General features: G+C 73.6%; 20 protein-coding genes. 8 read left to right on the plus strand and 12 right to left on the minus strand.

Translation table 11 applies throughout. The features are described 5' to 3' along the window. Positions 1 to 23: 23 nt before the first annotated feature. The 3 genes from HD595_RS35640 (at position 24) to HD595_RS35650 (ending at position 3488) form a co-directional block, all read left to right on the plus strand. Entirely contained in the window at positions 24 to 911 is an 888-nt protein-coding gene (locus tag HD595_RS35640; RefSeq protein ID WP_253776871.1) for an MBL fold metallo-hydrolase, read from the plus strand. Further along, a complete protein-coding gene (locus HD595_RS35645; protein WP_253776872.1) occupies positions 908 to 2140 on the plus strand; it encodes an MFS transporter in 1233 nt (410 codons plus the stop codon). The genes HD595_RS35640 and HD595_RS35645 overlap by 4 nt, the downstream gene beginning before the upstream one ends. Before the next feature lie 196 nt (positions 2141 to 2336). After that, the gene (locus tag HD595_RS35650) at positions 2337 to 3488 is read left to right on the plus strand and encodes a DUF5685 family protein (RefSeq protein WP_253776874.1); all 1152 of its coding nucleotides are present in this window, start codon (positions 2337 to 2339) and stop codon (positions 3486 to 3488) included. A 162-nt stretch (positions 3489 to 3650) separates the two neighbouring features. Here HD595_RS35650 and HD595_RS35655 read toward each other — a convergent pair whose 3' ends face one another. The 3 genes from HD595_RS35655 to HD595_RS35665 form a co-directional block, all read right to left on the minus strand. Continuing rightward, positions 3651 to 3995 carry an RNA polymerase-binding protein RbpA gene (locus HD595_RS35655; protein ID WP_175589473.1) on the minus strand — a complete coding sequence of 115 codons (345 nt, stop codon included), beginning with the start codon at positions 3993 to 3995 and terminating at the stop codon, positions 3651 to 3653. 229 nt (positions 3996 to 4224) lie between these two features. Beyond that, on the minus strand, positions 4225 to 4836 hold the full coding sequence (locus tag HD595_RS35660) for a hypothetical protein (protein ID WP_253776876.1): 612 nt from the start codon (positions 4834 to 4836) through the stop codon (positions 4225 to 4227). A gap of 115 nt (positions 4837 to 4951) precedes the next feature. Further along, the gene (locus HD595_RS35665; protein WP_253776878.1) at positions 4952 to 5452 is read right to left on the minus strand and encodes a nuclear transport factor 2 family protein; all 501 of its coding nucleotides are present in this window, start codon (positions 5450 to 5452) and stop codon (positions 4952 to 4954) included. Positions 5453 to 5485: 33 nt separating this feature from the next. Between HD595_RS35665 and HD595_RS35670 the strand changes: the two genes are divergently transcribed. Next, positions 5486 to 6055 (plus strand): winged helix-turn-helix transcriptional regulator, encoded by a 570-nt coding sequence (locus tag HD595_RS35670; RefSeq protein ID WP_253776880.1) that lies wholly within the window; start codon positions 5486 to 5488, stop codon positions 6053 to 6055. On the opposite strand, the gene HD595_RS35675 is transcribed toward HD595_RS35670, so the two are convergent. The 7 genes from HD595_RS35675 to HD595_RS35705 all read right to left on the minus strand — a co-directional run bounded on the left by HD595_RS35675 (position 5987) and on the right by HD595_RS35705 (position 12405). Further along, positions 5987 to 7432 (minus strand): MFS transporter, encoded by a 1446-nt coding sequence (locus HD595_RS35675; protein WP_253776883.1) that lies wholly within the window; start codon positions 7430 to 7432, stop codon positions 5987 to 5989. The genes HD595_RS35670 and HD595_RS35675 overlap by 69 nt on opposite strands. 63 nt (positions 7433 to 7495) lie before the next feature. Continuing rightward, positions 7496 to 8296, minus strand: coding sequence for a glycerophosphodiester phosphodiesterase family protein (locus HD595_RS35680; RefSeq protein WP_253776885.1), 801 nt, complete (start codon positions 8294 to 8296; stop codon positions 7496 to 7498). Positions 8297 to 8371: 75 nt separating this feature from the next. Next, positions 8372 to 8923, minus strand: coding sequence for a TrmH family RNA methyltransferase (locus tag HD595_RS35685; protein ID WP_253776887.1), 552 nt, complete (start codon positions 8921 to 8923; stop codon positions 8372 to 8374). Next, positions 8920 to 9510: a class I SAM-dependent methyltransferase gene (locus HD595_RS35690; RefSeq protein ID WP_253776889.1), complete on the minus strand. Its 591-nt coding sequence runs from the start codon at positions 9508 to 9510 to the stop codon at positions 8920 to 8922. The genes HD595_RS35685 and HD595_RS35690 overlap by 4 nt, the downstream gene beginning before the upstream one ends. An 11-nt stretch (positions 9511 to 9521) precedes the next feature. Next, entirely contained in the window at positions 9522 to 10469 is a 948-nt protein-coding gene (locus HD595_RS35695) for a VWA domain-containing protein (RefSeq protein ID WP_253776892.1), read from the minus strand. Next, a complete protein-coding gene (locus HD595_RS35700; protein WP_253776894.1) occupies positions 10466 to 11407 on the minus strand; it encodes a DUF58 domain-containing protein in 942 nt (313 codons plus the stop codon). The genes HD595_RS35695 and HD595_RS35700 overlap by 4 nt, the downstream gene beginning before the upstream one ends. After that, complete coding sequence (locus HD595_RS35705; RefSeq protein WP_253776896.1) at positions 11404 to 12405, minus strand: AAA family ATPase; 1002 nt, start codon at positions 12403 to 12405, stop codon at positions 11404 to 11406. Before HD595_RS35705 ends, HD595_RS35700 begins: the two co-directional genes overlap by 4 nt. Before the next feature lie 56 nt (positions 12406 to 12461). On the opposite strand from HD595_RS35705, the gene HD595_RS35710 reads away from it, so the two are divergent. Further along, a complete protein-coding gene (locus tag HD595_RS35710) occupies positions 12462 to 13235 on the plus strand; it encodes a hypothetical protein (protein WP_253776898.1) in 774 nt (257 codons plus the stop codon). A gap of 47 nt (positions 13236 to 13282) precedes the next feature. Beyond that, a complete protein-coding gene (locus tag HD595_RS35715; protein WP_253776900.1) occupies positions 13283 to 14140 on the plus strand; it encodes a DUF2268 domain-containing putative Zn-dependent protease in 858 nt (285 codons plus the stop codon). A gap of 55 nt (positions 14141 to 14195) precedes the next feature. Here the strand turns inward: HD595_RS35715 and HD595_RS35720 are convergent, their stop codons facing one another. Both HD595_RS35720 and HD595_RS35725 read right to left on the minus strand, forming a co-directional pair. Then, a complete protein-coding gene (locus tag HD595_RS35720) occupies positions 14196 to 14843 on the minus strand; it encodes a response regulator transcription factor (protein WP_253776903.1) in 648 nt (215 codons plus the stop codon). After that, the gene (locus HD595_RS35725; protein ID WP_253776905.1) at positions 14840 to 16072 is read right to left on the minus strand and encodes a sensor histidine kinase; all 1233 of its coding nucleotides are present in this window, start codon (positions 16070 to 16072) and stop codon (positions 14840 to 14842) included. Before HD595_RS35725 ends, HD595_RS35720 begins: the two co-directional genes overlap by 4 nt. 136 nt (positions 16073 to 16208) lie before the next feature. Between HD595_RS35725 and HD595_RS35730 the strand changes: the two genes are divergently transcribed. Both HD595_RS35730 and HD595_RS35735 read left to right on the plus strand, forming a co-directional pair. Further along, the gene (locus HD595_RS35730; RefSeq protein ID WP_253776907.1) at positions 16209 to 16772 is read left to right on the plus strand and encodes a ClpP family protease; all 564 of its coding nucleotides are present in this window, start codon (positions 16209 to 16211) and stop codon (positions 16770 to 16772) included. 1 nt (position 16773) lies between these two features. Then, positions 16774 to 17391 carry an ATP-dependent Clp protease proteolytic subunit gene (locus HD595_RS35735; protein WP_253776909.1) on the plus strand — a complete coding sequence of 206 codons (618 nt, stop codon included), beginning with the start codon at positions 16774 to 16776 and terminating at the stop codon, positions 17389 to 17391. Positions 17392 to 17406: the final 15 nt, after the last annotated feature.

Raw genomic sequence — 17406 nt, forward strand, 5'->3', positions numbered from 1 at the left:
TTCTCATCCGTGAGGTTACGTCTATGTCCGGCACCATCGCCGCCCCCGTCCCCGTCCGCGCGCTCGGCGGTCCCACTGCCCTGTTCGAGTACGGCGGCCTGCGCTTCCTGACCGACCCGACCTTCGACGCCCCCCGCCACTACCAGGTGCCCGGCGGCGGGCTGACGAAGACGGCCCCTCCCGCCGCCGCACCGGCCGACCTCGGCCGCATCGACGTGGTCCTGCTCTCGCACGACGAACACCCCGACAACCTCGACCTCTCCGGCCGCGCCCTGCTCGCCGACGTCCCGCTCACCCTCACCACGCCCGGCGGCGGGCGACGCCTGGGGGAGGGGGCCAGGGGCCTGGCCGACTGGGAGTCCGTCACCCTGGACCGTCCCGGAGGCGGCACGGTCACCGTCACGGGGGTGCCCGCCGTCCACGGGCCCGGCCCTCGGGAGGAGGTCGAGCAGATCACCGGCCAGGTCGTCGGATTCGTCCTGACGGGTGACGGTCTGCCCACGGTCTACGTCAGCGGCGACAACGCCTCGCTCGACGCGGTCAGGCAGATCGCCGGACGTTTCGGCCCGGTCGACACCGCGATCCTGTTCGCGGGGGCTCCGCGCTTCTCCGTCCTGTTCGACGGCGCGCTGATCGTCCTCGACAGCGCGCAGGCCGCCGAAGCGTGCACGATCCTCGGCGCGCGCCGCGTGATCCCCGTCCACTACGACGGCTGGGCGCACTTCACCGAGGGCCGGGACGACCTCGTCGCCGCCTTCGCCGCCGCCGGTCTGGCCGACCGCCTGGACCTGGCCGGTCACCCGGATCCGGCCGACCGCCTGGAGGCCGGCCACCCGGATCTGGCCGGTCATCAGGACGTGGCCGGTCATCAGGACGTGGCCGGTCGTCTGGACCTGGGCGACCGCGCGTGAGGAACGTCGTCCCCGCCCGGACCGCGGACCCGCCGCGCCTTCAGCCGCAGCGCCGCGTCCTGATCGTCCTGGTCGCCGCCCAGGTCCTCAGCGGGGCCGGGCTGGCGGCCGGCGTGACCGTCGGCGCCCTGCTCGCGCAGGACATGCTCGGCTCCACCAGCCTCGCGGGCCTGCTCGGCGCGCTGTCCACGGTCGGCTCAGCGCTGGCGGCCGTCGCCGTGGGGCGCATCTCCGACGCCCGCGGCCGGCGACCCGGCCTCGCCGCCGGTTACCTGGCCGGCGCCGTCGGCAGCGCGGGCGTCATCGCCGCGGCTGTCGCGGGCGACCCCGTCCTGCTGTTCGCCGCGATGTTCGTCTACGGCGCGGGCACCGCCACCAACCTCCAGGCCCGCTACGCCGGAGCCGACCTGGCGGCCCCCGCGCACCGCGCCCGCGCCGTGTCCACCGTGCTGGTCGCCACCACGCTGGGCGGCGTGGCCGGCCCCAACCTCGCCGCCCCCACCGGCGACCTCGCCCTCACCCTCGGCGTCCCGTACCTGGCCGGGCCGTTCCTGCTCGCCGGCGCCGCCTACGCGACGGCCGCCCTGATCCTGGTCGTCTGGCTGCGCCCCGACCCGCTGCTCCTGTCCCGCGCCACCACGCCGCAGGCCGAACCCGACCGGCCGCACCCGCAAGCACGCCGTTCCGGTGTGCCCGCCGGCACGCTGGTCATGGTCTTCGCCCAGCTCGTCATGGTCGCGATCATGACGATGACCCCCGTGCACATGCACGGACACGGCCACGGCGCCGCCGCCTCCGGCCTCGTCATCGCCATCCACATCGGCGCGATGTACCTGCCCTCGCCCGTGACGGGCTGGCTCGTCGACCGGTACGGCCCCCGCCTGGCGGCCACCGCCTCGGCACTGGCCCTGCTCGCCGCCGGAGTCGTCGCCGCCACCGCCCCGGCCGAGTCCGTCGTCCTGTACGCCGTCGCGCTGGCCCTGCTGGGCCTGGGCTGGAACCTCGGCCTCGTCACCGGCACCGCGATCATCAACGAGTCCGTGTCGCCGGCCACCCGCGCCCGAACCCAGGGCCTGGTGGACGTCGCCGTCGCCGTCGCCGGCGCGACCGGCGGCATGGCCTCGGGCCTGGTCGCAGCCACCGCCGGATACCCGATCCTGGCTCTGGGCGGCGGCGTCCTGGCGCTGGCCATCGTCCCAGCGGTGATCACGACGGCGCGGGGGCGGTGACGGCCACCGCCCGATCGTCCCGCGGCGCGTCGGCCACGCTCCCGAAGGCGGCCTCATGCCCGCTCCTGGGGACGCGTGCGGGTGACGACCGCCCGTATCCCTCCGAGGGAACGACCGCCCCGTATCTCCCCGAGCCGGTTTCGCAGTACGATCCTCCGACCAATCGCATAGATCGTTCCAAGACCGGCGAGGTTGTGTGTTCGGAATCATCCGCCCCTGCGTCACGCATGCCTGCGCGAGCGTGCGCGACGCGTGGCGCGCCCACCTGTGCGGCCTCTGCCTCACCTTGCGGGACGGGCAGGGCCAGGCCGCCCGGCTGGCCACCAACTACGACACCTTGATCGTCTCGGTGCTCGCCGAGGCCCAGCTCCCGTCCGCCTCCCCGCACCGCACCGCGGGCCCGTGCGCGTTGCGCGGGTTCCGCCGGGCCGACGTCGTGGACCACCGGGCGCGCGGGGCGCGGCTGGCCGCCTCGGTGTCGCTCGTGCTGGCCGCCGGGCGGCTCCGCGACCACGCCGCCGACGGCGACTCGGCCCCGGCGGCGGGCGTCGCGGGCCGCGTCCTGGCGACCCGCTGGGAGGCGGCCGGGGCGCGGCTCGGGGCGGAGGTGGGGTTCGACACCGCGACGCTGGCGACGGCGGCCGACCGGCAGGTCGCGCTGGAACGCCGCGCCGCCACGGCCCTGCTCGACCGGGGAGGGCGCGAGGCGGCCCCGGGCGGGGGAGTGGGCGCGAGGGGGGGTGCGGTCGGGTTGCTGGAGTTGACCCGGCCCACCGAGGAGGCGGTCGCGGCGGCGTTCGCGCACACGGCCGTCCTCGCCGGCCGTCCCGGGAACACCGCGGCGCTGGCCGAGATCGGCACGCTGTTCGGCCGCCTGGCCCACCTGCTCGACGCCGCCGAGGACCAGGAGGAGGACGCGGCGCGGGGCGCGTTCAACCCGCTCACCGCCACGGGCACCGGCCGCGACGAGGCGCGGCGGCTCTGCGACGACGCCGCGCACGGCATCGCGCTCGCCGTACGGGACCTGGAGCTGGAGCAGCGGCACCTCGTGGAGGTGCTGCTCGGCACGGAGGTGCGGCGGGCGGTGGCCCGCTCCTTCGGCGGCGGGCACGAGAAGGCGTCCCGGCGGCGCCCGGCCTGGCCGCTGCGGACGGTGGCCGCCGCGGGCACCGTCGTCACGTGCGGGCTGTGGCGGCCGGAGTGGAGCGAGCTGAAGAACGCCGCCTGGGACGACCGCTGCTACCTGCGTGACGGCTGCGACGGTTGCGAGGGCTGCTGCGACTGCTGCCAGTGCTCATGCGACTGCTGTGACTGCTGTGAGGGGTGCGACTGCTCCTGCGGCAACTGAACGCCGCGAAAGGAGCCCGCGAAGAGCACGAAAGGGCGCCGCGAAAAGGACGCCCGGAAAGGCGCACGGGTACGGCGAACGCCGGTCCCCGTCATCGGGAACCGGCGTCCAACAAGGTGCCCCCGGGCGGCTGCCCGGGGGCCTCACACCGTGAAGACGAGTTCAGGCGCTCTTACGACGCTGGGCGCGCAGGACGGCCAGCCTCTCGTTGAGCACCTCCTCCAGGTCCTCGATCGACCGCCGCTCCAGGAGCATGTCCCAGTGTGTCCGCGGCGGCTTGGTCTTCTTCGACTCGGGCTGCTCGCCGTCCACCCGCGTCGCGGTGGCGCCGCACATGCGGCACTCCCACGTCGCGGGGATCTCAGCCTCGGCGGCGAGCGGTACCTCGAAGAGATGCCCCTTCGGACAGGTGTAAGACACCTCCTGGCGTGGGGCCAGATCCGTGTTACGGTCGTTCTCGTAGCTGGTTGCCCCGAGCCGGGTGCCACGAAGTGCTCGCTCGCCCATGTCTGAATGCCTCCTACAGGGCCCCCATTGCGCGGGGGGTCTGTCTCCCACGGTGTCTAACGCTTGATACCGTGATGGGATTCCCACCCGTGGCGTGATCCAACCGCGCGGGCGCTCAGGAGTTACCTCCAGAGGCGCGACGGCCCCCGTGAGAGCGGGGTTCGCGCATGTGGGAGCTGCCCGCATCCGGCAGAGGGCCGACGATGTTCAGGCGCGGGCGACCCACCCCTCAACGCGCGGCCACGCGCCGGCCCGAGCGCCACACCTCGGCCGCCAGCCACAGACCCCCGGCGGCGATGAGTGCGCCGTGCGCGACCCGCAGCGGGTACGGGCCGAAGAACTGCGGGATGAACAGCGCGAACCCGAGCGCGAGGGGCGCCGCGCTCCACGCGGCCATGACCCCCGAGCGCCGCACCGCGACGGCCGCCATCACGGTCCCGACGCCGAGCAGCGCCAGCCCGGCGGCGAACATGGTCATCGGCACGGGATGGAACCGGAACTCGCCGGCCAGCTCCATGAGCGCGGGCGCGCCGTCGCGCAGCGACCTGCGCGCGATCACGTGCAGCCCGAAGTCCTCGGCGCCGTAGTAGGGGAGAGCCAGGCCGGCGCCCACCCAGGTCACGGCCACGGCCCGCAGGGACAGCCGGTCGCCCAGCAGCTCGCGCAGCCCGAGCAGGCCGAGGCCCAGCAGCACGAACCCCAGCATGGCGGCCAGATGCCCGGTCACCCAGGCGGGCGCGGCCATGGCGGCGGCGTCGTCGCCCGCGGGCCGGACCGCCGGGTAGAGGAGGAACAGCAGACCGGCGGACGCCAGCGCCGACGCGGTGAGACGAGGACTCATGACCACTCCCAGGTGAAACCATCGCTCTTTGATGAGAGCAATGCTCTCGCCTGGGAGCGGCGTTCGTCAAGAGCAGTGCTCTCTTTTCAGTGCTCCGGTCTTCTGGTGGGCGGTGTCAGGGGCGGTTCAGCAGGGGGACGAGCGTGCGGTCTCCGAGGCGGGTCATGGCCGCCAGCGGCTGGGTGGCCGCCGCCATCAGCACCGCCAGTCCCGGCTTGCCCCCGGCCCGCGCCAGCCGGGGCCCCAGGGCCGCCATGAGAGCCGTGAGGCCCGGCAGCGGCCGGATCCACAGCGTGATGTCCTCGATCAGCCCGTGCTCGTCCAGTCGCAGCAGCGCCGACTCCTCCAGGCGCTGCGAGCCCAGCCGGGCGTCGGCCGCGACCATGCGGGTCCGCTCGTCGCCGACGTCGGTGTGGTAGCGCAGGTCCGAAAGCGCGCCGAGGGCCGCGGCGAACAGGTCGCGCACCCGGGCGTGCCCCTCGAAGGGTGCCGAGCCGGTGAGCGGGGAGTGGAAGGAGACCCGGGGCGACAGCGTCGCCATCACCGCGTCGACGTTCTTGGCCTCGCCCGCCTCGCGGTAGGCCCTCACTGGTGAGTCCTGAATGTGAACTGACATAAGTTCACTTTATCAACCCACTAAGCTGGTGCCGTGAACAGGTTCGGTGAGATGCACTGCTCCATCGCCCAGGCCGTCGGCGTGCTCGGCGAGCCGTGGACGCCGCTGATCCTGCGCGACCTCTTCCTCGGGCTGAGCAGGTTCGACGAACTGGCCGAGGACCTCGGCATCTCGCGCAACCTGCTGACCCGGCGGCTGGAACATCTGGTGGCGGCGGGCGTGGTCGAGCGCCGGCCGTACCAGGAACGGCCGGTCCGCTACGCGTACGAGCTGACCCAGGCGGGCCGCGACGTCGTGCCCGCGCTGTTCACGCTGATGGCCTGGGGCGACCGCTGGGCCACGCCGCCCGGCGGGCCGCCCGCGCTGCTCGTCCACTCCTGCGGCGAGCGGTTCACCCCCGTCGTGACCTGCCCCCACTGCGGCGGCGAGGCGAACGCCGACACGGTCACCCCCGTCGCCGGGCCCGGCGCGGCCCAGGGGCCCGGCACGATGGTTCTCGCCGCCCCGCTGGCCGGCGCGGGCGGCGGCCGGGAGTCAGATCCGGTGGGGCACCTCGTTGCCCGCGTCCCGGATGGCCTTGGGCAGGTTGACCAGGGCCAGTAGCACGAAGCCCACCACGAAGAAGACGATCATGGAGACCATGGCCATCCGGTAGCTGTTGGTGAGCTGCAGCGCGATCGTCACCGTCAGCGCGCCGATGAACGCCGAGCCCTTGTCGCTGATCTGCAGCAGGCTGAAGTACTCCGCCTCCCGCCCCTTCGGGATCACCTGGGAGAACAGCGAGCGCGACAGCGCCTGGGTGCCGCCGAGCACGATCGCGATGGCCAGCGCCATGAGGTAGAACTGCGTCGCCTGCCCCTCCTGGACGTACAGCGCGGCGACGACGATGACCGTCCAGACCACCAGGCTGGCCAGCACGGTCCGCTTGGTGCCGTACCGGCGGGCCAGCAGGCCCAGCAGCAGCGCGCCGAAGAACGCCACGAACTGCACCATGAGGATCGCGCTGATCTGCACGGTCTTGCTCAGCTTCAGCGCCTCGGAGGCGAAGGCCGCGCTGTTGCCGATGACGGTCTGGATGCCGTCGTTGTAGACGAGGTAGGCCACCAGGAACAGCAGGGTCAGCGGGTAGCGCCGCAGCTCGGCCAGCGTGCGGCCGAGCTGGCGGAAGCTGCCCGCCACCGAGCGCAGCGCCGTGCCCTCGTGGACGGGCACCGGCCGGTTGCGCAGCCGCAGCAGCGGCACGATCGTGAACGTCGCCCACCACAGCCCGGCCGACATCATGCTGATCCGCACCGACATGCCCTCGCTGAGGCCCAGGCTCTCGTGCCGGAGGTAGAGCACCAGATTGAGGGCCAGCAGCAGGCCGCCGCCGAGGTAGCCGATCGCCCAGCCGCGCGAGGACACCGCGTCGCGCTCGTCGGGCGTGGAGATCTGCGGCAGGAACGAGTCGTACACGACGACCGACGAGCCGTAGGCCAGGTTGGCGACGACGAACAGCGCGCCGCCGAGCAGGTAGCGGTCGCCCTCGACGAAGTACAGGCCCATGGTGGCCAGCGCGCCGACGTAGGCGAACGCGCCGAGCAGCTCGCGCTTGCGGCCGGTGTGGTCGGCCAGCGCGCCCACGATCGGCAGGAAGACGATCTGCAGGAACACCGCGACGGTCAGCGTCAGCCCGAAGAACGCCGCGGGCCGCACGTCGGCGCCCAGCACGTCCACGTACCCGAGCCCGGGGTGCGCGGCGGCCAGCTTGTCGAAGTCGCGCGCGCACGTCTCGGCGGCGACCGCAGGGAAGTCCTTCGCGCAGGCCGCGGTGCGCGCCACGGGGATCAGGTACGGGCCGAGGAACACCGAGATGATCGTGGTGTAGAACGCGGAGTTGGCCCAGTCGTAGACGTACCAGCCGCGCTGCTCGCGCCGGCGCGCGGCCGGCGAGTCGGCGGTGGGGTCGTCGGGAACCGCGGGGGGTGCGGGTACGGGCATGGTGTCGAGTCGCTCCTAGGACGCTGTCCGGGCTGCTGTGCGCGCTGCTGTACGGGGCACTGCTCAGGCCGCCATGCGGCCGGGATGCCACTGGCCGCGGCGGTCGAGCACGTCGCGCAGGCCGGTGATGTCGTCCGTCATGATGCCGTCGACCCCGAGGTCGAGCAGCCCGTCCATGCGGGCCCGGTCGTTGACCGTCCACACGTGCACCTGCATGCCGATGGCGTGCGCCGTGCGCACCAGGCGGCTCGTGGTGACGCGCAGCCCGCGAAAGCCCATCGGCACCTGCGCGCAGGGCACGCCCGCCCGCGACAGGCGGGCCAGCAGGCGGCCGTAGCCGGAGGTCGAGGCGGCGGCGCGCAGCGCGGCCACGCCGCGCGGGCCGAGCGCCGAGCAGACCTCGCGGCCGAGCGCGGCCCGGGCCATCAGCAGCCGCTCGTCGGAGAACGACGTCAGGCAGATCCGCTCGTAGGAGTTGGTGCGCCGGATCGCGTCGGCCAGCGGCGCGATGGCGCCAGCCTCCTTCACGTCGATGTTGAAGCGCGCCTCCGGCCAGGTGCCGAGCAGGTCCTCCAGCAGCGGGATCTCGTGCTCCCCGCCGATCCTGGCGCGGGCGGCCTCGCGGTACGGCAGCTCCGACAGGCGCCCGCGCCGGTCGGTCACCCGGTCGAGCGTCGGGTCGTGGAAGGCCAGCAGCACGCCGTCGGCCGTGGCCCGCGCGTCGGTCTCCAGATAGGTGTAGCCCAGCCGGACCGCCCGCTCGAAGGCCGCGGCGGAGTTCTCCGCGCCCTCGGCCGCGCCCCCGCGATGGGCGAAGGCGAGCGGGCCCGGATGGTCGAGAAAGGCGAAGCGACGGCTGAGCACGTCCTGAAGTATGCCTTCCGTGGATGCGGATGTGGATGCGAGCGACGGTTACGAATCAGCGAGCATCCCCCAAAATCAGGGAGACTCCGGCAACTCAGCCAGATTCTGCCACTCCTGGCGGCGCGCCTCGGCCAGCGCGATCGCGGCGGCCACGGCGACGTTGACCGACCCGACGCGGCCGACCTGCGGGATGTAGCAGACGCCGTCCACGGCGTCGAGCAGGGCGGGGGAGCAGCCGTGGTCCTCGCTGCCGACCACCAGGCACACGTCGCGCCCGAGGTCGGCCCGGTGCAGCGGCACGGCCCCGGCGGTCAGCTCGATCGCGAGCACCGCGTAGCCGTCGTCGCGGGCCGCCTTGACGGCGTCGGCGGCCGGCATCGCCTCGTGCCAGGTGACCAGCCGCTCGGTGCCGAGGGCGGTCTTGCCGGCCTTGGGGTTGGTCGGCGGGGTGGCGTTGCCGGCCAGCCAGATCTGGTCGGCGCCGAACGCCGCGGCGGTCCGGAAGATCGACCCCACGTTGAACGGGCCGGTGACCGACTCGAGGATCAGGGAGAGCCGGTTGCCCGTCTGACGCCGCCAGGCGCGGTTGAGCCGTTTGACGTCGGTGGGGCGCAGCTGCCTTCTCATGCTTCCACTTTCAATATCCGGTAGGCGGCCCGGGAGGTCTCGCGGGAGACCTGCCAGCCCTGCTCGCCGAGCCAGCGTTGCAGGGAGTCGGAGCCGAGGTGTTTCTGGACGACCAGGTAGGCGACGCCGCCGGGCGCGAGGCGCGACAGCCACCTGGTGAGCATCGCGTGCAGGGCCGGCTTGCCGATGCGGATCGCCGGGTTGGACCAGATGGCCTGGAAGGTCACCTCGTCCGGCACCTCGTCGGCGTGCACGGCCCGCACCCCGCCGAGGCCCGCGGCCCGGGCGTTGCGCTCGGTGAGCTCCACGCTGCGGCGGTTGACGTCGACGGCCCACACCGTCGCCTGCGGGGCGCGCGAGGCCATGGTCAGCGCGATCGGGCCGTAGCCGCAGCCCAGGTCGAGCAGGTCGCCCTCGCGCGGCGGGGGCGGGACGGTCTCCAGCAGGACGCGCGTGCCGAGGTCGACCCGCTCGGGCGAGAACACGCCCCGGTCGGTCTCCAGCCGCAGGTGCAGGTCGGGCAGCACCAGATCGACGGCGCCCGGCCTGCTGGCGGCTCCCGGCTGTTCGGAGAAGTAGTGGGCCACGTGCCTGAACGTTACGGGATCCGCGCACCGAACAGGACGGCGGCGCCCGCCACCAGCACGCCCGCGACGATCGCCGCCACGATGAACCACTGGGTGATCTCCTGGTTCACCAGCTTGAACCCGAGCGAGGTGCCGATCTGCTCGTAGACGTCGCGCAGCTCGCTGCCCGACTCGGCCGCGTAGGCGCGCCCGCTGGTGCCGTCGGACAGCGACTGCAGGGTCTGCTTGTTCACCGGCACGTTGACCGGCCGGCCGTCGATGGAGACCGTGCCCTCCTGCGTGCCGTACGCGATCGTGGAGACGGGGACGCGCGCCTGCTTGGCCGCGTCGATGGCCTCGTTGACCGAGCGGCCCGAGGTGTTGTCGCCGTCGGACAGCAGCACGATCGCGGCCGGCGGCGGGTCGGTGACCGCCTCCTGGTCGAACGAGCGGACCGAGTCGAGCGCGTTGAAGACCGCCTCGCCGATGGCCGTGCCCGGCCGGGTCGACAGGTTGCCGATGGCGGTCATCACGGCCTGGTGGTCGGTGGTGGGGGAGATGACGACGTTCGCGGAGCGGGCGAAGGACACCACGCCCACGTTGAAGCGGTCGGGCAGCTCCTTGACGAACGTCTGGGCCGCGGTCTTGGCCGCGCTGATCCGGTTGGGCCGCACGTCGCCGGCGTCCATCGACAGCGACACGTCCAGCGCGATCATGATGGTGGCGCGGTCGCGCGGCACGCGCACCTGGTCGGCGGGCTTGGCCGCGCCGAACACCAGCAGCGCCATCATCAGCAGGAACAGCCCCGGCGCCACGTGCCGGCGCCAGCCCGGACCGGCGGGCGCGACGAGGTCGAGCAGCGCCAGGTTGGTGAAGCGCACGGTGTAGCGGCGCCGGGCGAACTGCGCGGCGACGTAACCGGCGGCCAGCAGCACGAGCAGCGCGAACAGCCACAGCCACGCGGGAGCCAGGAAGGTCATGAGGATCTCCGGTGCGCGAGGTGGCTCATGCGGCGCTGGCGCAGCACGAACTGCGCCACGTCGAACACCCAGTCGCGGTCGGTGCGCAGCACGAGGTGGGCGACGCCGGCGCGGCGCAGCGCCGCCCGGGTGCCCTCGCGTTGCGCCGCCGCCGCCTCGGCATACGCCTGCCGGATCTTGGGTGAGAGATGCACGTCGCGTACGTTCCCGGTCTCGGGGTCGGCGAACGCGACCCGGCCCACGTCGGGCAGCTCCAGCTCGCGCGGGTCGATCACCTCGACCGCGAGCACCTGGTGGCGGGCCGCCAGGCGGCGGATGGGCCGCTCCCAGGGCCGCTCGGCCGCCGGGTCCAGCTCCGGGTGGGCGTCGAGGAAGTCGGAGACCACCACCCGCATGCCGCGCCGCCTGCGGGTGGCCGACAGCACCTCGATCCCCTCGGCCAAATCCGGCGCGTCGGGCACGGGCCGGCCGCGCGGGGCGTCCATGAGCGAGTGCAGCAGCCCGTACAGGGCGGGCCGGCCGGTGCGGGCGGGCATGCGGTGGACGTACTCGTCGTGCAGCACGAGCGCGCCGAACCGGTCGCCCATGCGGCTGGACAGGAACCCGATCGCGCCGATCGCCGACACCACCAGGTCGCGCTTGTCGGTGTCGGCCGTGCCGAAGTCCATGCTCGGCGACAGGTCGGCCAGCGCCCACGTCTCCAGCTCGCGGTCGGCGATCAGGTCGCGCACGTGCGGCACCGTGGTGCGCGCGGTCACCGCCCAGTCCATGCGCCGCACGTCGTCCTCGCCGGGCACGTAGACCCGGCTGTCGCCGGCCTCGCTGCCCGTGCCGGGCAGCAGCCCCAGGTGGGCGCCGTGCAGCAGGCCGTCGAGCCTGCGGGTCACCACCAGCTCCAGACGCCGCAGCGCCTGCTCCGCTGTACTGCTGGAAGTCACCGGTTCTGGTTCCAGACGACGAGGGGCGGGGGCACGGCGTGCAGGATCTGCCTGACCACCTGCTCGGGGTCCACGCCGTCGGCCAGCGCGTCGAACGTCAGCATGAGCCGGTGCGCCATCACGTCCACGGCCACGTCGCGCACGTCGTCGGGCAGCAGGTAGTCGCGGCCCCGCAGCAGCGCCAGGGCCCGCCCGGCGGAGACCAGCCCCAGGGTGGCGCGCGGGCTCACCCCGATCTCGATGGTCTCGGTCAGGTCGGCCAGGCCGTACTCGGCCGGCGAGCGGGTGGCCATGACCAGCCGTACCACGTAGTCGGCGACGAGCTGGTGCACCGAGACCGCCTCGGCCGCGCCCTGCAGGGCGAGCAGCCGCTCCGGCTCCAGCACCCGCGCCGGCGTGGGCGGGGTGACGCTCATGCGGTGCAGGATCTCCAGCTCCTCGTGCGCGCTCGGGTGCGGCACCCGCACCCGGAACAGGAACCGGTCGCGCTGCACCTCCGGCAGCGGGTAGACGCCCTCGGACTCGATCGGGTTCTGGGTGGCCAGCACGATGAACGGCCGGGGCAGCGGATGGGTGACGCCGGCCAGCGTCACCTGCCGCTCGGCCATCACCTCCAGCAGCGCCGACTGCACCTTGGCCGGGGCCCGGTTGATCTCGTCGGCCAGCAGGAAGTTGACGAACACCGGGCCCAGCTCGACGTCGAACTTCTCGTTGGACGGGTGGAACACGCGGGTGCCGACGATGTCGCTCGGCACCAGGTCGGGAGTGAACTGGATGCGGGCGAACGTGCCGCCCACCACGGTGGCCAGGGTGGAGGCGGCCAGGGTCTTGGCGACGCCGGGAACCCCTTCCAGCAGGCAGTGCCCGCGCGCGAGCAGGGCCACGACCAGCCTCTCGACCATGTGCTCCTGCCCGACGATGACCCGCCGGACCTCGTCGAGGGCCTGACGCAGCACGCCCGCGTCCGTCCCGCCTGGCAACTCTTCGGCGACGCTCATGACGCCCATTCCACCAAACGTCCCGCGAACGTGCATCACGCCACGTCTGTGCTTTCATGGCAAACGTGGCAAGTCCGCTGCAGTATGGCGATCCACCGCGGCTGGGGCCGTTCGTCGTGCAGGCGCGCCTGCACCAGGCCCCGGCCGGTTTCGTGTACCTCGGGCAGGGCGCCGACGGCCGCGCGGTGTCCCTGGCCGTGCTGACCCACGGGGCCGCCCTGGACGCGGCGGCGCGCGAGCGCTTCGTGACCACGATGCGGGAGGCGTCGGCGCGGGGCGGCGGCATGCGCGGCTGGCTCGTCCGGGTGTCCCGGCCGCGGGCCGCCGTGCTGGAGGGCGCGCCCGAGGTGCTGGCCATGGAGACCGGGCAGGCGCCGTGGGTGGCCGTGCCGTACCTGCCGGGCCGGCCGGGGGCCGAGTGGTTCCTCGGGCCGGTGATGGTCGGGGGCACCTTCATCGGGCCCGCGCACGGCCCCGACTTCGTGCCGTACTGGCTGACCGACCGCGAGCCCGCCCTGCCCGGACCCCCGCCGCGGCCGGCCCCGCTCACCGAGACCCGCAGGCGGGTGCTCATGGCCGCCCTGGCGCTGGCCGTGCTGGTGGCGTTGCTGACGACGATCGCCCTGCTGCTGCTGTTCGGCAGGTCGGACGGCGAGCCGCTGCCCCGGCCGCTGCCGCCCACCAACTTCGAGCCGACGCCGCCGCCCAGCCCGATGACGCCCGAGCCGCAGCAGCCCTCGCCCTCGCCGACGCCGTCGCCGAGCGAGAGCGGCCAGGGCTCGCCGGGCCGCTCACCGGGCGAGGAGCAGGGCCAGGACCAGCAGCTCTGAAAACCGGCTTGAGCCTGACGTGACGTCAGCCTTTAGCGTCCGGCGGCATGGAGTTCATCGTTCACGACACCCTCACGCCCATGGCCGAGCTGCTGGAGCAGCCGCTGGAGCGCCGCCCCGACCTGCTGCGCGAGGTGCTGGCGCCGATCCGGCCGGCCATCCCCATGCCGGGCGACAGCGTCGACCTGCACCACCGCGGCAACGGCTTCCGGGTCGACGCCGACGACCCCCGCTACCTGCCGGCCGTCCGCCGCATGATCGAGGAGGACGTCCTCGGGCAGGTCGAGCGCGAGCTGAACCGCGCCGCCGAGCGGCTCGAGGACGTCCGGCAGCCGGACCGGCTCCAGGTCATGCTGATGCTCGGCAACCCCGACGACGACTACCTCATGAACGTGACCGGCGGTTACTACGGCATGGCGGGCTCGCGCGGCTGGCTGTACCTGCTGGCCTGGCCCGCCGACGACGTCGTCGGGCGGATCGCCCACTGCGCGGTCCACGAGTTCCACCACGCCGTCCGTCACACCACCGTGGAGTGGGACCCGGTCGCCGTGACCGTCGGCGAGCACGTCGTCGCCGAGGGGCTGGCCGAGGCGTTCGTGCGGGAGCTGTCGGGGCCGGAGGCGATGGGGCCGTGGTCGTCGAAGGTCACCGGGGCCGAGCTCGACCGGGCCTACGAGCGGATCATGGCGGACATCGACCTGCCCGGCATGATGAACACCCCCGCGTACGTGCTGGGCGACTCCGCGGCGCGCCTGTTCGGCGGGGAGCCGCGCGGCATCCCCGACATGGCCGGGTACGCGGTGGGGCTGCGGCTGGTGGAGGCGCACCTGGCGGCGACCGGGATGACGGCGGCCGAGAGCACCGTGCTGCCCGCCGCCCGCATCCTGGAGAGCTCGGCCACCTGATCCGGCCGCCGGCCGGCGCCGCGAGGGCAGGCCGGTCGGGCGCGGCGCCGGCTCGTCAGCGGGGGTCGGCGGGGGAGACGAAGCCCGACTCGTACGCGGCGATGACGGCCTGGGTGCGGTCGCGGGCGCCGAGCTTGGCCAGCACGTTGCCGACGTGGGTCTTGACCGTCTCCTGGCCCACGACGAGCTCGGCCGCGATCTCGCCGTTGGACAGCCCCCGGGCCATGAGCCGCAGCACGTCGCCCTCCCGGCCGGTCAGCCGGTCGATGCCCGGCACGTCCGAGCCGGGCCGGTGCGCGGCCAGCGCCCGGATCGCCGCCGGGAACAGCAGCGTGTCGCCGGCCGCGACGAGCTTCACCGCGCGCAGCAGCTCGTCCGGCCGGGTCCGCTTGAGCAGGAACCCGTCGGCCCCGGCCCGCAGCGCGTCGTAGACGTAGTCGTCGTTCTCGAACGTCGTGACGACGAGCACCTTCGGCGGGTCGTCCAGCGCCACCAGCCGCCGGGTGGCCTGGATGCCGTCCACGGCCGGCATCCGCACGTCCATGAGCACCACGTCGGGGCGCTCGCGGCGCACCACGGGCAGCACCTCCGCGCCGTCGGCCGCCTCGCCCACCACCTCCACGCCCGGCTCGGAGGACAGGATGACGCGCAGACCGGTGCGCACCAGGTCCTCGTCGTCGGCGATCACGACCCTCACCGTCATGGCGCCGACCGTAGCGGGAGCCGCGCGCTCACCCGCCACCACCCCTCCCCTTCCGCCGGGCCCTCCCCTTCCGCCGGGCCGGCGTCCAGGTCGCCGTTCAGGAGCCGGACGCGCTCGCGCATGCCCTCCAGCCCCCGGCCGCCCCGGGGCCCGGTCGCGCGCGCCGGGGCGGCGGTGCGGTTGGCCACCTCCAGCCGCAGGCAGCCGTCGCGCACGGCCACCGCCAGCCGTACCGGGGAGCGGCCGTGCTTGATGGCGTTGGTGAGCGCCTCCTGCACGATCCGGTACGCCTCCCGCGAGACCGGCGCCGGAACGCCGGACACGTCGCCCACCTCGCGCTCGACCGGCGCCCCCGACGCGGCGATGAGCGTGTCGAGATCGTCCAGCGTCGCCCGGCCGGCCGGGGCGCCGGGCCCGCCCGGCGGATCGCCGGCGCGCAGGACCCCGAGCGCGTGGTCGAGGTCCTCCAGGGCCGCGCGCGCCGACCGCTCGATCGCGTCCAGCGCCGTCCGCGCCGTCTCCCGGTCGCGGTCGAGCACGCGCCCGGCGGCGGCCGCCTGCAGCGTGACCACGCTCAGCGCGTGGCCCACCGAGTCGTGCAGCTCGCGGGCCAGCCGGTTGCGCCCGGCCAGCACCCGCGCCCGCTCCTCGGCCGCGGCCAGCCGCTCGCCGGGGGTCGGGCCGAGCAGCACGGGCGCCAGCCGGGTCAGCAGCGCGCCCGCCCCCGCCACCATGAGGACCAGCGCCACCAGCGCGACGATCCCGGACAGCGTCCACGCCAGCGCCGGCCAGCCCGGCCGCACGCCGACGCCCAGCACCGGCGTCGGCCCCCCGAAGAACGGCAGCGCCAGCGTGTAGGCGGTGAACGGCACGATCGCCAGCGTGAAGCCGCTGACCACGCCCCCGACGGCCAGGTGCAGCGTGAACCACGCGGCCGTGCGCCGCCGCTCCTGCCACGAGCGACGCGCCTCGCGGGGCGGCGTCTCCACCCGCGCGCCCAGCAGCCCCTGCGCCGCGCTCACCTCCAGCCCCCGCACCGGCAGGAACAGGCCGGTGACCGCCACCACCGGAAGCACGGCCGCGTACAGCCCGACCTGCAGCGGCAGCAGGAACTCGCCCTGGCGGCCGGCGGTCAGCCCGGCGACCAGGGCCCCGGCCATCATGTACGGCATCAGCAGCGCCCCGCCCAGGATGAGGCAGGCCCAGCGGCGGGGGAGGTTCTTTCTCACATCCGCGAGTATATGTCGATGAATATTCGCTCTCGGAGGAATGCGCCCTGAGAGAAATGCGCCGCCAGCGAAAACCCCGATGAATGGCGCGGGCCCGGGTCTAGCGTTTGCCAATAGTCCGAGAGAAAGGCGAACCATGACGGAGACCTCGCGCACGCAGTGGCCTGACCAGCTCAGCCAGCGTCTTCTGAAAGAACGCATCCTGGTTCTCGGCCAGGAGGTCGACGACGACATTTGCAATCGGCTCTGCGGGGAGCTGCTTTTGCTGGCCGCCGAGGACCCGAAGCGCGACATAACCCTTTACATCAATTCGCCGGGCGGTTCCGTGACCGCCGGGATGGCGCTGTACGACATGATGCAGTTCGTGCCGTGCGACGTGGCGACGGTGGCCATGGGCTTCGCCGCGTCCATGGGGCAGCTCCTGCTGTGCGCCGGCACCAAGGGCAAGCGTTACGCCCTGCCCAACGCCCGCGTCGTCATGCACCAGCCGCTCGGCGGCATCGGCGGCACGGCGGCCGACATCCAGATCCAGGCCGAGAACATGATCCACACCAAGCGCCGCCTGGCCGAGCTGATCGCCCACCACACGGGCCAGCCGCTGGAGCGCATCCAGGCCGACTCCGACCGCGACCGCTGGTTCACCGCCCAGGAGGCCCTGGAGTACGGCTTCGTCGACCACATCGCCGAAGGGATGAACTGACATGAGCGGACGCTACGTGCTGCCGTCCTTCACCGAGCGCACCTCCTACGGCGTGCAGGAGAGCAACCCCTACGCCAAGCTCTTCGAGGACCGCATCATCTTCCTCGGCACCCCGATCGACGACACCTCCGCCAACGACGTCATGGCGCAGCTGCTGACCTTGGAGTCGCTCGACCCCGACCGCGACATCAACCTCTACATCAACTCGCCGGGCGGGTCGTTCACCGCGATGGCGGCCATCTACGACACGATGCAGTTCGTCCGGCCCGAGATCCAGACGGTCTGCATCGGCGAGGCCGCGTCGGCGGCGGCGGTGCTGCTGGCGGCGGGCACGCCCGGCAAGCGGGCCGCGCTGCCCCACGCCCGGGTGCTGCTCCACCAGCCCGCCACCGAGGGCGCGCGCGGCCAGTCGAGCGACCTGGAGATCCACGCGCGCGAGATCCTGCGCATGCGCGACCAGCAGGAGGAGATCCTGGCCCGGCACACGGGCCGGCCGGTGCTCGACATCCGGCGTGACCTGGAGCGCGACCGCATCTTCACGGCCGAGCAGGCGCGCACGTACGGGCTGGTGGACGACGTGTTCGCCTCCCGCAAGCGCACCGTCTCGGTCGCCCGCTGAGCCCCGCGCGGCGCA

The sequence above is a fragment of the Nonomuraea roseoviolacea subsp. carminata genome, from assembly GCF_024172185.1.
GTDB lineage: Bacteria > Actinomycetota > Actinomycetes > Streptosporangiales > Streptosporangiaceae > Nonomuraea > Nonomuraea roseoviolacea.